Genomic DNA, 14606 nt, shown 5'->3' on the forward strand with positions numbered 1-14606 from the left:
GGCAGCGCAATGAGCGCACGACGCACGCAAGACCAGTGGCAAGGCGGCATTCAGCCTGCTGAGGTGCGGTTGCCACGCCTGGTATGGAATGTGCAACTCGCACATTCATAGGAGACGTCGCGTGCGAACCCACTCAACTACCCGCCGCCGTTTCGTGCTGGCCCACGCCAGCCACGTCGCGTGCCTGGCACCACCGATTTCCGCGCCAATTGCGCCCGCCGCCGTCCCGAGCTGCTGCGACCGCACCGCGGAAGATGCAGCCGCTGTCGTGGAACTGGAGCCCGCCGAGATCGTCGACTGGGCGCGCGCCTACTGCCTGGCCCAGCAGGACCCCGACCTGCTGACCTTCGACTCCCATCCCCTGTGGTGGGCGGTCGAACGCTTCATGCTGTTCTCGGAGGCGGGCCGCCTCGAGGATTGCTGGCGCGCCATCCTGGCGGTGCTGTGCGTCACTGCCGATCCGGACGTGCTGGGGGTGCTGGCTGCGGGGCCGCTGGAGGACCTGATCGAGCGGGCCGGTACGGACCTCGCGGACCGCATCGTCTGGCAGGCCTGGACCGATCCCGCCTTCCGCCGCCTGCTCGATGGCGCATGGGAGTGCGGGCGGCCGGAAGTCTGGACGCGCATCGCCGCCGTGCGATCCCAGGCCGGGCAGCTGGTGGTGCCGACCGCGCCGATGCACCAGATGAACTGACGGGGGGCCAGCCGAGGTGCCGGATGGACCTCGTCACAAAAACCACGGACGCTGCAGCAACTGCGGCGCGGAGAGCCGCACAAGAGGCTGAGCGGGCCGCCGCGGCGGAGCAAATCAAACCACCCACCGTAAGCCCTTCGTTTCCCCCATCGTAATCTCGGCTCCTGCGCGTACTTCGCATGCGCTCCGCCAAGCCGTCCAACAACCGCGCAGAGCGAGCCCACCGGTATGCATCAGTGCTGCGCCGCTGAAATCGCCGCAGCCTTCAGGAAGGAGGCGGGGCTCATCTCGCTGTAGCTGGCGTCGTTTAGTGGGCACCATTGCCTGACAAGTTGCAGCAGACATCGCTGGTGTGGGGGGTACCGCTGCACAGCGCGCGAGCCATTCTGCGAGACGGCAGCTTCGGGTGGCGGATTCAACTGATCGACGCAACACACTAGCCAGCGCAAGCAGAAGGGGAGTGTGGATTGCGGAGAAGATCAAGAACCAAGTACACGGAAACGCAGAAGGCGCTGATGTGGGAGCGATGGAAAAAGGGGAAGACCCTTCACCAGATCGCTCGCCTTTTCGACCGCCCTCATACCTCGATCTGGCAGATCCTGGCGGAATCGGGTGGCATCCGCCCTCCTGAGCGCCGCCGTTCCAAGTTGGCTTTGACCCTGGCCGAGCGAGAGGAAATTTCCCGCGCCTTGGTGGCCGGCGAGTCCATACGCGCTGTCGCCGTCCGGCTCGCGCGCGCTCCCTCCACCATCAGCCGGGAAATCGCCCGAAACGGTGGCGCCTCTTGCTATCGAGCTGCTCAGGCCGACCAAGCGGCTTGGCAGGGGGCACATCGGCCCAAACAGTGCAAGCTGGCTCAGAGCGCCAAGTTGGCCCGCCTGGTGACGCACAAACTCCAGCGCCAGTGGTCGCCCGAGCAGATCGCGGGCTGGCTAAAGCATACTTATCCAGGCGACGAGAGCCTGCAGGTGTCACACGAAGCCATTTACCGAAGCCTCTTCATCCAGGCGCGAGGTGCTCTGAAGAAGGAACTGCTCGAGCATCTGAGGCGAACGCGTGGAATGCGCCGCCCACGCCACCATACGCAGAAGGCCGCGGTGCACGGCAAGATCTCTGACGCGATCTCGATCAGCGAGCGTCCTGCTGCGGTCGAAGATCGAGCAGTGCCAGGACATTGGGAAGGCGATCTGTTCTTCGGCAGTGGCAACAGCCAGATCGCGACCCTTGTGGAGAGGCAGACACGATACGTGATGCTGGTGAAGGTGGGTGGCAAGGACACGCAGACTGTAGTCGATGCACTTGTGCGCCACGCCCGAGAGCCCATGGCAGCGCGGCTCGAATGGGAACACCAATGGGCTGCTCAGGCAGTACCTGCCCAAGGGCCTGGACATCTCAGGCTACTCGCAGACCAGCTTGGATGCGATCGCACGAAAATTGAATGAGCGTCCGAGGAAGACTCTGGGCTTCAGGACGCCGGCTGAGATGTTCGACGAATGCGTTGCGTCGACCGGTTGAATCCGCCACCCAAAGCAGCCATGGCGTACCGAGGGGCTCCCGCTGCGATGCTTTCGCGCATGCGTCAACCCGCCCGCCTATCCCTTCAATATCGCTTCGACAACGGTCTGCACGTCCAACGCTTCCTGCACAGTGGCCAGGTGATGCGTGTCCCCATGCGTCATCCGCTCTACTCCCTCAAGTTGCCATCGCAGCACGAGCGAGCGCATCCGTTCATTCGGCATCGCCGCTTGATCAGGCACCCACGCCCCATCGACCAACCGCTCTGCTATCGACCAGTCGCGCAACCGAATTGCGCCTCGATCGCCCCACAACGTCCAGGTGTTGTGGTCGTCCTTCAGCGTAGTCCCCACACCTCCCGTCAACATTGCTGGCAACCCTCCTGCAGTCAGCTGCGCTGCAATCGCTCGCTCACTGGTATTGGGCGATTCAAATCGCGCCCGTCCCGCCTGCAAAACCATCGCCCCGCACAGCCGCCGCGTCAGGAAGAGGAAGTGCGACACCACTTCCCTTTGGGCGCGAGCATCGGGAAGAACATACAGTCGTGCTTTTCCAGGTCCTCGATCCGGCGCGGCGTGCCGCGCTTCGCCAGATATGCAGGCGAGGCGACCAGGACGAGCCGGCTGACCGCGAGCTTTCGTGCGACCAGGTTCGGCGCCGGGGGCGACGACCGGATGCCGAGGTCGAAGCCCTCGGCGCCCAAGTCCACCGCGCGATTGCTGCAGGAGAGCTTGACCTGGATCTTCGGATACTGCTTCTGGAATTCGACGATTGCCGGCAACACGTGCCGCACGGCGAACGCCGGGATCGCGGTAATCTTCACGATTCCGGCCGGCTCGGACTGGGCCTGCGTCACGCGCCGCTCGGCAAGTTCCGCTTCGTGCAGGATGTTCACGCAGTGCTCGTACACGATGCTGCCGGCTTCGGTCAGGCTGAGCTTGCGCGTCGAACGGTTCAGCAGCTTCACCGCCAGCGAGCGCTCCAGCGCGCTGACCTCCCGGCTTGCGAGCGATTTTGAGATGCCGAGCTTGTCGGCGGCGGCGGAAAAACTCTTCGCGCCCATCACCTCCGCGAACACGTTCATGCCGGCCAGCCTGTTCAGCGACAGGATGGTCCCAGCCGCCGCAGCGACCCCTGCAATCCACGTACGCGTTTCCCTGCACGTTTACGTTGTTCACGCTCGTGCTGCTGACGTCGGTGCTGCGCGCATCGACCCGCGTGCTTCCGACCTGGCCTCTCCTGCGCCGGAATCACGTGGCTTATTTCGCTCGCCTTTACTTCAGCGGCAGTGGTGGTAGCGCAATGCCTCCTTCGCGCAAGGCCTCCTCCCAGTACGACTGGACCATCAACTTGCGGTGCTCGGGATCCAGAAACGGGTGAGACGGTGGCGCGTGCTTCGCGAGTTCGCCCACGAAAGCGTTCATCGCCTTGGTGTACGCCGCCTTGCCCGCCGCCTGGAACCGAAGCTGCCGACCGAGTTCGGCGCTGTATTCGATGAGTCGTAGACCGTATTCCTGCTCGCAGCGCACGTCTCGCCGCAACTGCTCGACCTGAGCGCTCCTCAGTGCCTCCCTAGCTTCCGTAAGGCGCTGGCTCATGGGTTTCGCCTTGGGCTGAACGTGCGGCATCGGGGGTGTGGCAGGTATCGCGGGCGCCCAGTGCTGGTGCGCATCCGTGTCGCCCTGCGCAGTGATGCCGCCGGTCCCCTGGCACTGCTCGCACCTGCGGCTCACCGGCACGTACTGCGTGCCCTGTCCACCGCAAAGCGCGCACTGCACTTGCCCGCTGTACGCCGGCGCGTCCTGGCCGAACGACTGCCGGCTCGCCTCGACCGCGCCGCTGCCCCCGCAACCGGCGCAGGGCTCGTGCGCATGTCCATGAAACCAGCCGGTTCCGCCACATCCAGAGCAATTCAAGGTAGCCCTCGCTCGCCATCTGTGAAACACCAGTCGTGAGCGCACATGACAGGTCTGGGTTCAGCGCCGGACGTTGGACGATCAACCGGGGACCGACTGTTGCGGCCATGCCAGCGGCACTTCACCGCGCGACGGCCAACGAGCCGGCCTCGAACGTGGGCGAGTTCTTTAGGTCTGGGCACCACTGGTTGGGTAGACTCGGGTCGGCGCCCCGCTTGAGGAGCCAAGCCTCCAGCTCCGAATCGCGCATCAACTTCGCAAGCTCCAGCGGACGGAGCGTGGCCATCATGCAGTTCGGTTTGCCGACGACATCGGGGGCGCCTGCCCGGACCGCGCCGTCCTCCAGTCCGCCGGACCACAGCACACGCGCTGCCTTGGCGTCGACGGTGTCAAGCGTCCTGGTCGCAACATACAGGTCGATGATGTCGAACCGGTTCGGGTTCCGTTCCCGAATCAGGATTCGCAGTGCTGGTCCGAGGGCGGATGGCAGCCGATCCCCGTCGGCGAGCATCTTCTCAATCACTGAGCGCCTCGCCCCCATGGCGATCGCGCAGTTCAAATCACGGCAGGCGTCGGCGGCCGCTTGCTGTGGTTCCTCCAGCTTGGACAGGATCTTTGCCGTGTCGCGACTCGTTTGCGCCGACGTCTGCCGCGATTCTTCGACCTGTCTGGTGAGTGTGGAGACGCCCTCCTTGACCTGCGCGGTAGACTGAGCGTTGCGCCTCGAGTCTTCTAGCAGCAGCTGCGTGTTGGCCCGGGTGGCCTTCACGTCCACGGCAGTCGAATCAAGCTTGTCTTGCAGGTTCAGGAGGGAACTCTGGATCGCAGCGATCGAGGGCGCCTTGGATGCGATGAAGCCCGTGCGTCCATGCGCAAGCGATAGGCTTCCGCAGCCAGCGATGGTGAGGAAAAACATCCCCCAAAGCACCAGCTTGTATCGCCGCAGCGCAGCCGTGACCTTCTCACGCTTCCCAGTTGACTCTTCGGTCGGGCTCCGATCGAAGTTCTTGAAAATGGTCGTCAATGCTGCCGCCACCAATAGGCCGCCGGCAGCGACTGCCCCGGCCACCGTGAGTGCCGCCGTGTACGGTCTTGCAGCCGGCGCGACGAGATCGAGCGCCGCCATCAGTGAAACACCAAGCCCCATAAGCGCGTTGGCCGGGATCAGGTAATCCTTGATCCAGGCCCGCGTGCCCTTGAAAGGATCGATTTCAGTCTCGGACATCAGCAACCTCTCGGCCGGAGAGACGCTACAGCTTGACTGGCGCGTCCGGCTTCTTCGGCGGGGGCTGCGGCGCGGCCGCCTGTTGCGCCTGGATCTCCTTCATCAGGATCGTGTGATCGGCCGCGCCAATCAGGAATTTTCCGCTGCGTCCCTTTTGCATGCCGGATCCCTCCGCCGTAACCCAGATCGACAAGCCGCAACTGGCGTTCGAGTGGCGCGGCGGAGTCAGGGCATCTCCCGGCGGACAGTTCGCAGTCGGCAGCCGCTCTCCCTTCGGCGAGTAGACCAAGCCGCCCCACAGGTTGCCGCCGTCATTCCGGATGTCCTTTGCGCCGATGAAGGGGGCGCCGTACTTCTTCTTGAGACCGTCCACCACGGCTTGCTGAGCGGAGTCCTCGTTGTTCAGCACGAAGCGAACGATCGAGTAAGCCTGCTTCGTGGACTGGCCGAAGTGCACCGTGATCTGTTCGCGACAGGGATTCTTCTGATCCGCGATGCAGCCCTTGACCGCAGCGATGCCGCCGCCGCGCAGGCCTGGCTGCTCCTTGAAGGTCGCCTCGTCGGTGATCACGATTCGCGCATCGTGGGCCTTCAACGCCGCCTTCGCTTCGTCGACAGTCATGCCGAAGCGCACTCCTACGACGTCGAACTGATCCGGCTTTGTCGGCTCCGCGTGCACCGCGAAGGACGCGGTGGCGATGAACAGGCCGCCAATGGCCCCGAAGATGGAGTGAGTCACAAGTTGCCTTTGCGTGGTTGTTTTTGAGAGATCGAGGGCGCGCGACGTGGCCCAGATGGCCTTGATGCCACGGCTGTCACAGCCGGCTTGTCTTGCAGTTCCGGGAGAGGGTGCTCTGGAATGGGAGAGATCGGGGCGCTTTGAATGCGCGATCCCCCCTTCGGCTGCGCTCACGCTTGCGAAAAGCCGGTCGCAGAGCAGTTGGTCATGCCGGCGCGACTCGGGATTTCATTGCCGCCCAATTTCCGCGCTCGCCGGAATCGAGAATCAGGGTCGGCGTCGGCTTGACGATCTGCCCGGGTGCAGGCGAATGGCCAACCGAAAGCGCATCGGAAACCGCGACGCTGTAGTAGTCCTGGTCGCACGAAGCTGACGAACCGATGGACTTCCGCGCCATCGCTTGCAGCCAGCTGGCCGGCTTGTTGGAGCTGCACCAGATCTGGTTGGCCACCATGCTGCTTTTCGCAAGCATGGTTGGCAGGTAGTAGAGCTCGTACTGCAGCTTCTTGTCAGCCCCCGAAGCCAGTTCGAGCTCCATCTGTTGGCAGAAGGGGCAGTCAGGTGCCGACCAGACCAACGCCTTGCGCGGTGCGCCAGCACCCCACACCGGTCCCACGAGCATGTCCCAACTCAGGCGGGATAGGACATCTTGGCGCACACGGTCTTGTTCGGCAGCGGGCAACTCGGTCCCAGACGGCTGATTGGCAGGCCAGCTGAACCACTTCCTGGCGCCGAAGAACGTGGCCATCGAGTTCAAGAACACCGGCTCGAAGCCGGGCGGTGTCCGGATCAATCCGAGCCCGCGGATAGGGCTCTGGATGGCACGCGAGCCACGGATGTTGAAGTTCTTGCTGAATACCTGGAAGTAGGCGTCTGGGGAGACCACACCGCCATCGAAGCGCGAAGGGAATTGCGGCACGACTGGAGCGCTCTGCCGACCGGCGTTCTGTGCAGCCTCCAGCTGGCCCTTGAGCGTTCCGAGTAAATCATTCGCCCATGCAGCTTGCCCGCTTGCATAGATGGCTGCCCCTAGCACGTGCCGTCTGTTCATCGCGTCTCCTCTCTTGCCCCGCGCAGTCCCCGGCAAATTGCCGGCGGACGCATCCCTCGAACGCCCCTAGCAGACCGCGCAAGCTGTCGTCGCAACGAGAGCACCGCCGACCGCACCGCGCCGGTGTGCAGTGGGGTTTGCGCGAACAGCAGGTGTTCTTCGAAGCTCCTGACCGCCCGGTCGGGCGCTACCCTCGCGCCATTGCTAGATCTGTTGTCCATCTGGCGATCTGAACTTTGCTGTCCAAACGTCAGCGATCAGATGCCCATGGCAATGCCAGATCACACCGATGTTAATCCGAACCCAATCGCTCCGACCTCATCATTGCGGCTGAAGTCATCTCGCTGATGACATTAAGGGATGCAGCTGTATTGCTGCCTGCACCCGGAGGGCGCGGCAGCCGTGCACAGCAAACTGCCCGCTGGCGCCGTGCCGCGATGATGCGGGAACGATCGCAGCATTCATTCTGTCTGGGTTTGGCTCCTCGTTTTGGGAGCGGTACTGATCCTGTGCCGTGGCCCAATCCCGATCGAACACCGGCTACCGCCGCTAGTTGGTCTCGCCCGACTGGGCGACGTACGCGACCAAAGTCTGCTTCCGGCCAGAAGCGGTCCTCGCGACGCTGATGAATCAGCGGGTCGGTCTTGCGCGCTCTTGGGCCTGCATAGGCCGCTGTTCCGCGGCGGGCACACAGGCGTCCAGGGCCGACAGCGCTTCATCCATCGAGCCCAGCAAGTCCACGCCTTCGATCGCGCGGAGGCGGCACACGGCCGCCCCGGCCGCCCACAGCCGGACCGGCCTTGGCAACGAGCCTCGTAATCGATGCAGCAGTTCCGGGATGCGACGCGTCGTGAACCCGGACGAAAAGGACAGCGCCACGACGTCCGCACCATAGGCGCCCGCTGCGCGCGCGATGTCCATCAAGGGCACCTGCGTGCCGAGGTTGATGCAGTGCGCGCCGCGCAGCGACAGCATGGCCTCCCCCATCAGCAAGCCCAGGCTGTGCGCCTCCTCGGGCACCGTGGTGAGCAGCACGACGGGCCCCTGCCCGGGCGGCACGGCCGCGATGCCCTGCCGCAGTAGGCGGGTGGCCACCTCGGTGAACAGGTGCTCCTCGAAAACCTCCATGTCGCCACGAGCCCATTCCTCCCCCACGCGCGTAGCCAGGGGAGCAATTGCGTCCTGGACAAAAGAAGCCAGGCCGATTTGTGCCAGCCGCTGCTGCAAGGCCCGGTACAACCCTGCCGCGTCGTGCGCGCGCAGGCAGCCCAGCAACTCTCCCGCGTCGTCCGGACCTTCGCGCAAGGGCGACGGATTAGCTTGCATGGCGCCGGAGGCGAGCGCTTCCAGCTCTTCGGCCGTCCCGCCGAGCAGGCGGCCGGGCCGCAGACCCTGGTCCAGCAGGCGCTTGATCAGGCGGAGGCGTCGGACCTGCTCGGGTGGGTAGAGCCGCTCACCGTGCGCGTCACGCATCGGGGACGGAAAACCGTAGCGCCGCTCCCAGACGCGCAGCACGTCTTTCGATAGTCCGACTTCCCGTTCGACGGCCGTGATGGTCAGACCCGAAACGGATTCTTTCATGTTTGTCCAGGACAAATGGTTGACGGCCTTCGGGGCCGCACCTATTCTCGCGGACATCTCATGCCTGTCCTAGACAAATTCGCTGGAAGGAACTCTCGCCATGCTTGACTGGTTCCGGCGCTTGAGCGCCATTGCCTCGGTCGCTCTTGTTGCTGGCTGCGGCGGCAGCGACGGTGAGAACCGTAATCTCGTCGAGACGGCGCAAGCCGACGCACGCTTCTCGATCCTGGTCGAAGCCGTGACCGCGACGGACCTTGCAGGCACGCTTTCGGGGGCCGGGCCTTTCACGGTCTTCGCGCCAACGAACGACGCATTCGGCGCCCTGCTGGGCGAAACGGGGCTCACCAAGGACCAGCTGCTGGCGGACAAAGCCTTGCTCACGCAGGTGCTCACCTACCACGTCGTCGCCGGGCGGGTGCTTCGCGCCGGAGTGCCAGTGGGCTCGCCCATCACCACCGTGCAAGGGCAGACGTTCACCATCGACTCCAACCTGGTCATCACTGACCAGCGCGGCCGGACCGCCCGCATCGTGCAGACCGACGTGCCGTCGAGCAATGGCGTGATCCACGCGATCGACCGCGTGCTGCTGCCCCGCCCCTGATTTCCTCCACCCCTCCACTTCGAAGGAGTTCACCATGAAGAGAGCCATATTGATCACCGCCGCCATGGCCCTGGCGGCTGCAAGCGTCCAGGCCAAGGACATTGTCGACACGGCCGTGTCCGCGGGGGATTTCAAGACGCTGGCCGCAGCGCTGCAAAAGGCCGGCCTAGTCGACACCCTCAAAGGCCCCGGCCCGTTCACCGTCTTCGCGCCGACTGACGCGGCGTTCGCCAAGGTGCCGAAGGATCAGCTGGAGGCGCTGCTGGCGGACAAGGACAAGCTCACCCAGGTGCTGACCTACCACGTCGTTCCCGGCAAGGTGCTGGCCAAGGACGTCAAGGCCGGCCCGGTCAAGACCGTGCAGGGCAGGCCACTGACCGTCAGCACCTCCGGTGGCGTGAAGGTCGACGATGCCAACGTCATCAAGACCGACATCGTGGCGGACAACGGCGTGATCCACGTGATCGACAGCATCGTGCTACCGAAGTAGAACGTTTCGGGCCCAACGCGCTCGCGAACAGGGATCGCGGCGCGTAAATACTGCATCGGCGGCACGCCAAACAGCCGGCGGAATGCACTGGTGCTTTGACGGGCGCGGGACCCTTCAGCAGGTGAATTCGCGTCTCATGATGGATGCCAATCCCCGAGCTAGCCCGATACGAATCCGCCGTCGTCGCGATCCTCGCCGCGGGCGAGGGCTGCTTCTGGCCGATTGCGGCCGTCCGCCGGATGGAGGGAGGCTGAGCAGAGGGGGAAAGAATTGGCGCTTACTCCACGCCATTCTTGGAGTTCGTGCAATCGAACTTGGAGCTTAGTCCGGACCGCGGTCCTCTTCGGAGAGAGCGCCGGCGAGCTTCGGCGTGCAGTGCCAAACCAGGGGATCCATTCCGAACCGGTCGAGCGCCTCTTTAGCCGTCAGCACTTCCATCTCAGGCACTGTCAATGCGGAGGTGACGAGCGCTAGGTGCCACGCCGACAGGGAGGTGGCCGCCTTCAATTCGTTCCGCGTCAAGAAGAACGCCTGCGTGTACATGGAGGTGCCCTTGACCTCGACGTACGTCACTGCACCGCCTGACGCACCGCGGACGACCAAGTCGTAGCCCAGGTTCTCCGGACTCACATCTTCCACGGTGAAGCCTCGGGCCCTGTAGTACTTGGTCGCGACGGCCATGGAGATTGCCTCCACCTGATCGCGGTGCTGTTGGTCGGGGAATCGCAGGCGAATCTGATCCGAGGGATCCGGTGCCGTGGACTCTTCAAGGCGTGCATCCGGTTCCGCGGAGCCGTCGATTTCTTCCAGGGTGGGATTCCAACCCTCGCCACGAACAAGGACGGCTCGCTGCCCCTCTTCGTCCCAGAGGGCCACGCGCCACTGGTACTCGTCCTTCACGCGGACGCCGACCTGCGCCGCTGCGCTCTGTTCGAGCAGATCGATCGGAACCCGGTTGATCTGGAGCAGGCTGATGAACTTCGTGCGCTTGTCGAAGGCCTCACGCAAGACAGCGACCCGGGTTTTGGTCCGGGCGACCTGATCGTCATTCCTCAGACCGCCACCGCGGCGGTGGCGGATGTTCAAGCTTTCGACGTAGAACCAGTGGCCGGTTCTCGGGTGTACGCGGATGTCTTCGGACCAGAGGGCGACGGCGGAGCCGCCAGCGGGCAGCCGCCAGGCGTACTCGAACTTAACCTCGGGGCTTCTGGTGTTGCGTACACCGAGTTTCTCGATGACCTCTGTGATCCCCAGCCTTGGCGTGTTAGCTCGGATCCGGTCCACGACCTTGAACACCCGGATATCGACTTCGTTTTCCATGCGCCTCCAAGCGAGCCCTGTCGCCCCACCACGAGGAGCTGAATGGACGGGCCGATGGGAAATGTATCAAGCCCGCAAAGAAAAATGCCCCCGTCCGGGAAGCGGCCCCGTCAACGATGGTAAGAGCCAACCTGGAGCGGCGACGCTCAGGAGGACGAATGCCACCCGTTCGGCCAGGACCGAGCGGATCGAGGCATGCGGACGATCGAAGCCGCGCGATCTGATGAAGAGCTTCTCCCTTCTTCCACCGCTCCCACATCGGGCTTTCTGAGTCTCTGTGTACTTCGTTCTTGGGCTTGTCCGCATCCGCACTCTTTCTGCTTTCGCAGATTGGCGTGTTGCATTGACCGGTTGAATCCGCAGCCGAAAAGCAGACATGTTCAAGATATGCCGGCGGCATGAAGTGAACGTGAACAGAGTCTCACCGCAGTGAGGAGTGTCAAACCCGAAAGCGCATGGGCCGCATGAACTGCTTGTCGATGCCTTAGGCTTTGATTGGGAGGGTGCGAGTGATGGCCCTCGTCGTCCCCAGACCGTCGCCAGAAAACAGTACCACGTGCGCGCGCAAGATGGCTACATCCACTCCAGGAATACCAGGATTGGTTTGGATTGCAGCCGCTTCTTCCCGGGAACCGTGTACCTGACCAGTCCGCCACCTACGAAATGGATCGTGGCCACCTCGGTGTTCGGACCCGCGCCTGTGCGCAACGGCACCCTCATTCCGACTTTGAGTTCCTCAGCTCGTACCATGTTCAGGCGTTGCCTCGAGCTTGCCGTCAGCTGATCGGTAAGCTCGCTCGCCAGTTGCACCTTGTGTGGCACGCTCGAATCTGCTCCCATAGTTTGCTGCCCCCCACTCTCCCGGGCGGGCGCCACTACCAGGGTCTGCAAGAATCCTGCCATACACACTCCGTGTCGAGCTTCGTCTTCCGCATCTTCGCCTTGATTTGGATCCGTTTCTAGCGAATTTGGCTGCGGCCCTCATACGCATTAAGTACGCAAAGGAACCTTCATCCGCCGTAGCGCGACCGAGGGAAGGGCCCCTTCATTTGCCGAATGTGGTTCGCGGGAATGAATACTTTCATATTCGCTTAAGGACGCTGCGATCACCACCGGGCTGATCGCGAGGGGCTGTCGGATGGTTGGAACGCGCTGTCCTTCTACGAGCTAACTGCCGACGGTCGGAAAAATTTGTCTGCGGACGCCGTCTTCGGCAAGATTCCTATCGCGTCACGCTTGGCAGTAGGCGCGGCCACAGTATCAGAGTCCTGATGGCTGCCTAGCCAGGCTTGCACCAGCCGATGGACAACGAAGAACAACCCGACCAGCACGACAATCCGCGGATGGACGCCAGTTACACCGCCGGCGACGCGACAGCGCTCTTCACGTTCTGGTGCTCACGAGGAATGCGGACGGAAGACGTTCCTTTCGAGTGGCGCGAGCCGTACGTCGCCTGGCTGCGCACACAGCCCCTGTCGCCGTTTTAGAGGCCGGGCCCGTCCCCATGACCCGCCGCCACTCCGATCAACGAAAAAGATAAGAGCAGCTGAGGTATCGGTCGTGCGGTCCTACTGCGTTCTTCTGTCCGACGATGACGTCGAACTCGAGGCCCAGCTCGCGCGTCTGCTACGGCTTCATGACTACGTGCAGCAGCCTCAGGGTACCGGTGACGGAGCATTGTCCCCGATCGCTTTGTTCCAAAGGGACCTAACGGTATGGATCAGCGATGGCACTGACCTCGACTCCGTGTCGGTTGTCCACCAGGAGCGAGAAGGCATTCAGGCGCGGCTGGCGTCGCTGACCGAGCGCGAGCAGCAGGTACTCTCGGGCGTTGTGGCGGGCCGATTGAACAAGCAGATCGCCTCGGAAATGGGCATTGCAGAGAGGACCGTGAAGATCCACCGCGGCCGCGTGATGGCTAAGATGGCCGCCGCATCGCTGGCCGAACTGGTGCGCCTCTGCGAACGAGTGGGTCGATGAGGCGCGCGCTCGGCCTCATCTGACGCGAGTTCCACTGGCGTGGAACGTTGAGCCGGCCTTTTTGACCATCACTGAGAGGAGCGACGGCACCGTTTTGGGGATGGCTGCCTACTGCAAGCATGAAGAAGCTCGAGTGGCTTGGCGCCCGGCTCGTGCCTGCTCTCGTCTGGCCTGCTCCATTCGACTCCGCCCCCAAGGCGCCGCAAGCCACGCTGCGAGTGCCGCACTATCAAGTGTTTCTCGCGCTCGCAACGGACTCGCGTGTGTACGGCATCACCGAAGCCGGAAGGAAGTACGCGCCGGCGTCGACGCAAAGCCTTCCGGCCGCGCAGCGGGCGCCCGCCCCGTAGGGCGAGCTTGCCAGGCCAGCTGACCAACGCCGCACCGCGGTTCACTAACCTGGCTGATCCCGCCTGCGGGCCCTACTGAAGCGGCAGGCTGCTTGCTGGTGAGGCGGGAGGGAAGCTCTCGGCCAACTCCTGCCGTAGCTATGGCGACGTGTTCAGGAGCGCGTGGGCCCACACGCGTCGCTTCTCTTCGAACGGTATGGCGGCGTTAGCTGGACTGGTTGAAGGCAGGGTTACCCACTCGCATCGCAATTCAGTGGGAAGACTGCCGCGCACCAGGCGGAGGAAAAGCTTTGCCGCCTGCTGCCCGTTGAAGCAGACCCGGACGATTTCAGGGTGCTCGGCGAAAAAGGCAGAAAAGTCATTGGACACCACGGTCGCTGTGCGGATGCTCGTGTCCAGGCTGCCAGGCCGCTCGGCTGCGGCGCAGACATCCCAGAGAGCGATCCGGTGATCCAGAATCTGCATCACGCGCTCTTCATACGGCCCGAGGGGGTCGAACCCGAGGACGTCGCCCACGATGCTCCAGAACCGGTTCTGCGGGTGCGCGTAGTACTCGCCACACGCGAGAGAGCGCTCTCCAGGCAGAGTCCCAAGCACCAAAACTCGAGCGTCGGGTCGCGAGATCGAATGAAAGCTGCGAGAACTGCGGCTTTCCCCTGCATCGCTGGTGTCCGTCCGTCCCATCCTCGCATTGTCCGCTCCCGGCCAAAAGCGGCCCCGCTCGCGCCCGAATCACTTCCTTCCGAGGCAAAGGTGCCAAGGCGCCTCAGTACGCCGCGTCGGGCATATGGCCGGCAATGAATCTCCGCACGGCCCCGATGTCTCGGGCAACGAATGACATGAGCTGCTCCAGGTCATCGAGGAGTTCGCGAGACGCAACTCCAGTCGCCAATGCTTCGATGTAGACCAACGTCAGCTCGCGTTGCTGCGTCATCAGTGTTCGCCAATCGCGGGCCAGTTGGGCCGCGAGGTCTTGTCCTCTTGTACTCACGGGACGATGTTAGGACCAGCGCAGAGGTCCTTGCCAACCAGTCGTCGGAACTCCTCGTCGGCCTTGCGGAGGCGGGCCAAAGCACCGCCAGACCTATCCCCGCGAACTCGGCTATTCGCACCACCCGTGGCACCTAGCGGCGCCTAGGACTAG

At 63.7% G+C, this 14606-nt stretch carries 16 protein-coding genes and 2 pseudogenes; 7 read left to right on the plus strand and 11 right to left on the minus strand.

Going from position 1 to position 14606, the window contains the following annotated elements; translation table 11 throughout:
• The first annotated feature begins 268 nt into the window (after window positions 1-268).
• Window positions 269-694: a DUF6869 domain-containing protein gene (locus GON04_RS00220; RefSeq protein WP_157395997.1), complete on the plus strand. Its 426-nt coding sequence runs from the start codon at window positions 269-271 to the stop codon at window positions 692-694.
• Between the two features lie 467 nt (window positions 695-1161).
• A pseudogene (locus tag GON04_RS00225) lies at window positions 1162-2209 on the plus strand (IS30 family transposase).
• Window positions 2210-2286: 77 nt separating this feature from the next.
• On the opposite strand, the gene GON04_RS00230 reads toward GON04_RS00225, so the two are convergent.
• The 7 genes from GON04_RS00230 to GON04_RS00260 all read right to left on the minus strand — a co-directional run bounded on the left by GON04_RS00230 (window position 2287) and on the right by GON04_RS00260 (window position 8721).
• Window positions 2287-2712, minus strand: coding sequence for a hypothetical protein (locus tag GON04_RS00230; RefSeq protein WP_157395998.1), 426 nt, complete (start codon window positions 2710-2712; stop codon window positions 2287-2289).
• Entirely contained in the window at window positions 2691-3293 is a 603-nt protein-coding gene (locus GON04_RS00235) for a LysR family transcriptional regulator (RefSeq protein WP_157395999.1), read from the minus strand. Before GON04_RS00235 ends, GON04_RS00230 begins: the two co-directional genes overlap by 22 nt.
• Before the next feature lie 190 nt (window positions 3294-3483).
• A complete protein-coding gene (locus GON04_RS00240; protein ID WP_157396000.1) occupies window positions 3484-3807 on the minus strand; it encodes a hypothetical protein in 324 nt (107 codons plus the stop codon).
• A gap of 439 nt (window positions 3808-4246) precedes the next feature.
• On the minus strand, window positions 4247-5350 hold the full coding sequence (locus GON04_RS00245) for a hypothetical protein (RefSeq protein ID WP_157396001.1): 1104 nt from the start codon (window positions 5348-5350) through the stop codon (window positions 4247-4249).
• Window positions 5351-5375: 25 nt separating this feature from the next.
• Window positions 5376-6263 carry a hypothetical protein gene (locus GON04_RS00250; RefSeq protein ID WP_157396002.1) on the minus strand — a complete coding sequence of 296 codons (888 nt, stop codon included), beginning with the start codon at window positions 6261-6263 and terminating at the stop codon, window positions 5376-5378.
• Between the two features lie 31 nt (window positions 6264-6294).
• Window positions 6295-7140 carry a thioredoxin fold domain-containing protein gene (locus GON04_RS00255; protein WP_157396003.1) on the minus strand — a complete coding sequence of 282 codons (846 nt, stop codon included), beginning with the start codon at window positions 7138-7140 and terminating at the stop codon, window positions 6295-6297.
• 630 nt (window positions 7141-7770) lie between these two features.
• Window positions 7771-8721, minus strand: coding sequence for a MerR family transcriptional regulator (locus tag GON04_RS00260; RefSeq protein ID WP_157396004.1), 951 nt, complete (start codon window positions 8719-8721; stop codon window positions 7771-7773).
• 100 nt (window positions 8722-8821) lie between these two features.
• On the opposite strand from GON04_RS00260, the gene GON04_RS00265 reads away from it, so the two are divergent.
• Window positions 8822-9322, plus strand: coding sequence for a fasciclin domain-containing protein (locus tag GON04_RS00265; protein ID WP_157396005.1), 501 nt, complete (start codon window positions 8822-8824; stop codon window positions 9320-9322).
• 34 nt (window positions 9323-9356) lie between these two features.
• Window positions 9357-9812 (plus strand): fasciclin domain-containing protein, encoded by a 456-nt coding sequence (locus tag GON04_RS00270; protein WP_157396006.1) that lies wholly within the window; start codon window positions 9357-9359, stop codon window positions 9810-9812.
• A gap of 321 nt (window positions 9813-10133) precedes the next feature.
• Here the strand turns inward: GON04_RS00270 and GON04_RS00275 are convergent, their stop codons facing one another.
• Entirely contained in the window at window positions 10134-11132 is a 999-nt protein-coding gene (locus GON04_RS00275; RefSeq protein ID WP_157396007.1) for a protein NO VEIN domain-containing protein, read from the minus strand.
• 109 nt (window positions 11133-11241) lie between these two features.
• A pseudogene (locus GON04_RS26650) lies at window positions 11242-11438 on the minus strand (IS30 family transposase); the annotation flags it as partial.
• Window positions 11439-12433: 995 nt separating this feature from the next.
• Here GON04_RS26650 and GON04_RS00280 point away from each other — a divergent pair.
• The 3 genes from GON04_RS00280 to GON04_RS00290 all read left to right on the plus strand — a co-directional run bounded on the left by GON04_RS00280 (window position 12434) and on the right by GON04_RS00290 (window position 13462).
• Window positions 12434-12619, plus strand: a complete 186-nt coding sequence (locus GON04_RS00280; protein ID WP_157396008.1) for a hypothetical protein — start codon at window positions 12434-12436, stop codon at window positions 12617-12619.
• A gap of 73 nt (window positions 12620-12692) precedes the next feature.
• Window positions 12693-13112, plus strand: a complete 420-nt coding sequence (locus GON04_RS00285) for a response regulator transcription factor (RefSeq protein WP_338050858.1) — start codon at window positions 12693-12695, stop codon at window positions 13110-13112.
• Between the two features lie 119 nt (window positions 13113-13231).
• A complete protein-coding gene (locus GON04_RS00290; protein WP_157396009.1) occupies window positions 13232-13462 on the plus strand; it encodes a hypothetical protein in 231 nt (76 codons plus the stop codon).
• A 138-nt stretch (window positions 13463-13600) separates the two neighbouring features.
• Here the strand turns inward: GON04_RS00290 and GON04_RS00295 are convergent, their stop codons facing one another.
• Both GON04_RS00295 and GON04_RS00300 read right to left on the minus strand, forming a co-directional pair.
• Window positions 13601-14146: a DNA-deoxyinosine glycosylase gene (locus GON04_RS00295; protein ID WP_157396010.1), complete on the minus strand. Its 546-nt coding sequence runs from the start codon at window positions 14144-14146 to the stop codon at window positions 13601-13603.
• An 82-nt stretch (window positions 14147-14228) separates the two neighbouring features.
• Window positions 14229-14396, minus strand: a complete 168-nt coding sequence (locus GON04_RS00300) for a hypothetical protein (RefSeq protein ID WP_157396011.1) — start codon at window positions 14394-14396, stop codon at window positions 14229-14231.
• Window positions 14397-14606: the final 210 nt, after the last annotated feature.

Origin of the sequence: Ramlibacter pinisoli, assembly GCF_009758015.1 — a bacterium.
Lineage (GTDB): Bacteria > Pseudomonadota > Gammaproteobacteria > Burkholderiales > Burkholderiaceae_C > Ramlibacter > Ramlibacter pinisoli.

What these genes read in the sequence shown, in the direction of transcription:
- GON04_RS00235 (WP_157395999.1), bottom strand. Translation starts at nt 3,293, where the DNA reads ATGAACGTGTTCGCGGAGGTGATGGGCGCGAAGAGTTTTTCCGCCGCC.
- GON04_RS00240 (WP_157396000.1), bottom strand. Translation starts at nt 3,807, where the DNA reads ATGAGCCAGCGCCTTACGGAAGCTAGGGAGGCACTGAGGAGCGCTCAG.
- GON04_RS00245 (WP_157396001.1), bottom strand. Translation starts at nt 5,350, where the DNA reads ATGTCCGAGACTGAAATCGATCCTTTCAAGGGCACGCGGGCCTGGATC.
- GON04_RS00255 (WP_157396003.1), bottom strand. Translation starts at nt 7,140, where the DNA reads ATGAACAGACGGCACGTGCTAGGGGCAGCCATCTATGCAAGCGGGCAA.
- GON04_RS00260 (WP_157396004.1), bottom strand. Translation starts at nt 8,721, where the DNA reads ATGAAAGAATCCGTTTCGGGTCTGACCATCACGGCCGTCGAACGGGAA.
- GON04_RS00265 (WP_157396005.1), top strand. Translation starts at nt 8,822, where the DNA reads ATGCTTGACTGGTTCCGGCGCTTGAGCGCCATTGCCTCGGTCGCTCTT.
- GON04_RS00270 (WP_157396006.1), top strand. Translation starts at nt 9,357, where the DNA reads ATGAAGAGAGCCATATTGATCACCGCCGCCATGGCCCTGGCGGCTGCA.
- GON04_RS00275 (WP_157396007.1), bottom strand. Translation starts at nt 11,132, where the DNA reads ATGGAAAACGAAGTCGATATCCGGGTGTTCAAGGTCGTGGACCGGATC.
- GON04_RS00280 (WP_157396008.1), top strand. Translation starts at nt 12,434, where the DNA reads ATGGACAACGAAGAACAACCCGACCAGCACGACAATCCGCGGATGGAC.
- GON04_RS00290 (WP_157396009.1), top strand. Translation starts at nt 13,232, where the DNA reads ATGAAGAAGCTCGAGTGGCTTGGCGCCCGGCTCGTGCCTGCTCTCGTC.
- GON04_RS00295 (WP_157396010.1), bottom strand. Translation starts at nt 14,146, where the DNA reads ATGGGACGGACGGACACCAGCGATGCAGGGGAAAGCCGCAGTTCTCGC.
- GON04_RS00300 (WP_157396011.1), bottom strand. Translation starts at nt 14,396, where the DNA reads ATGACGCAGCAACGCGAGCTGACGTTGGTCTACATCGAAGCATTGGCG.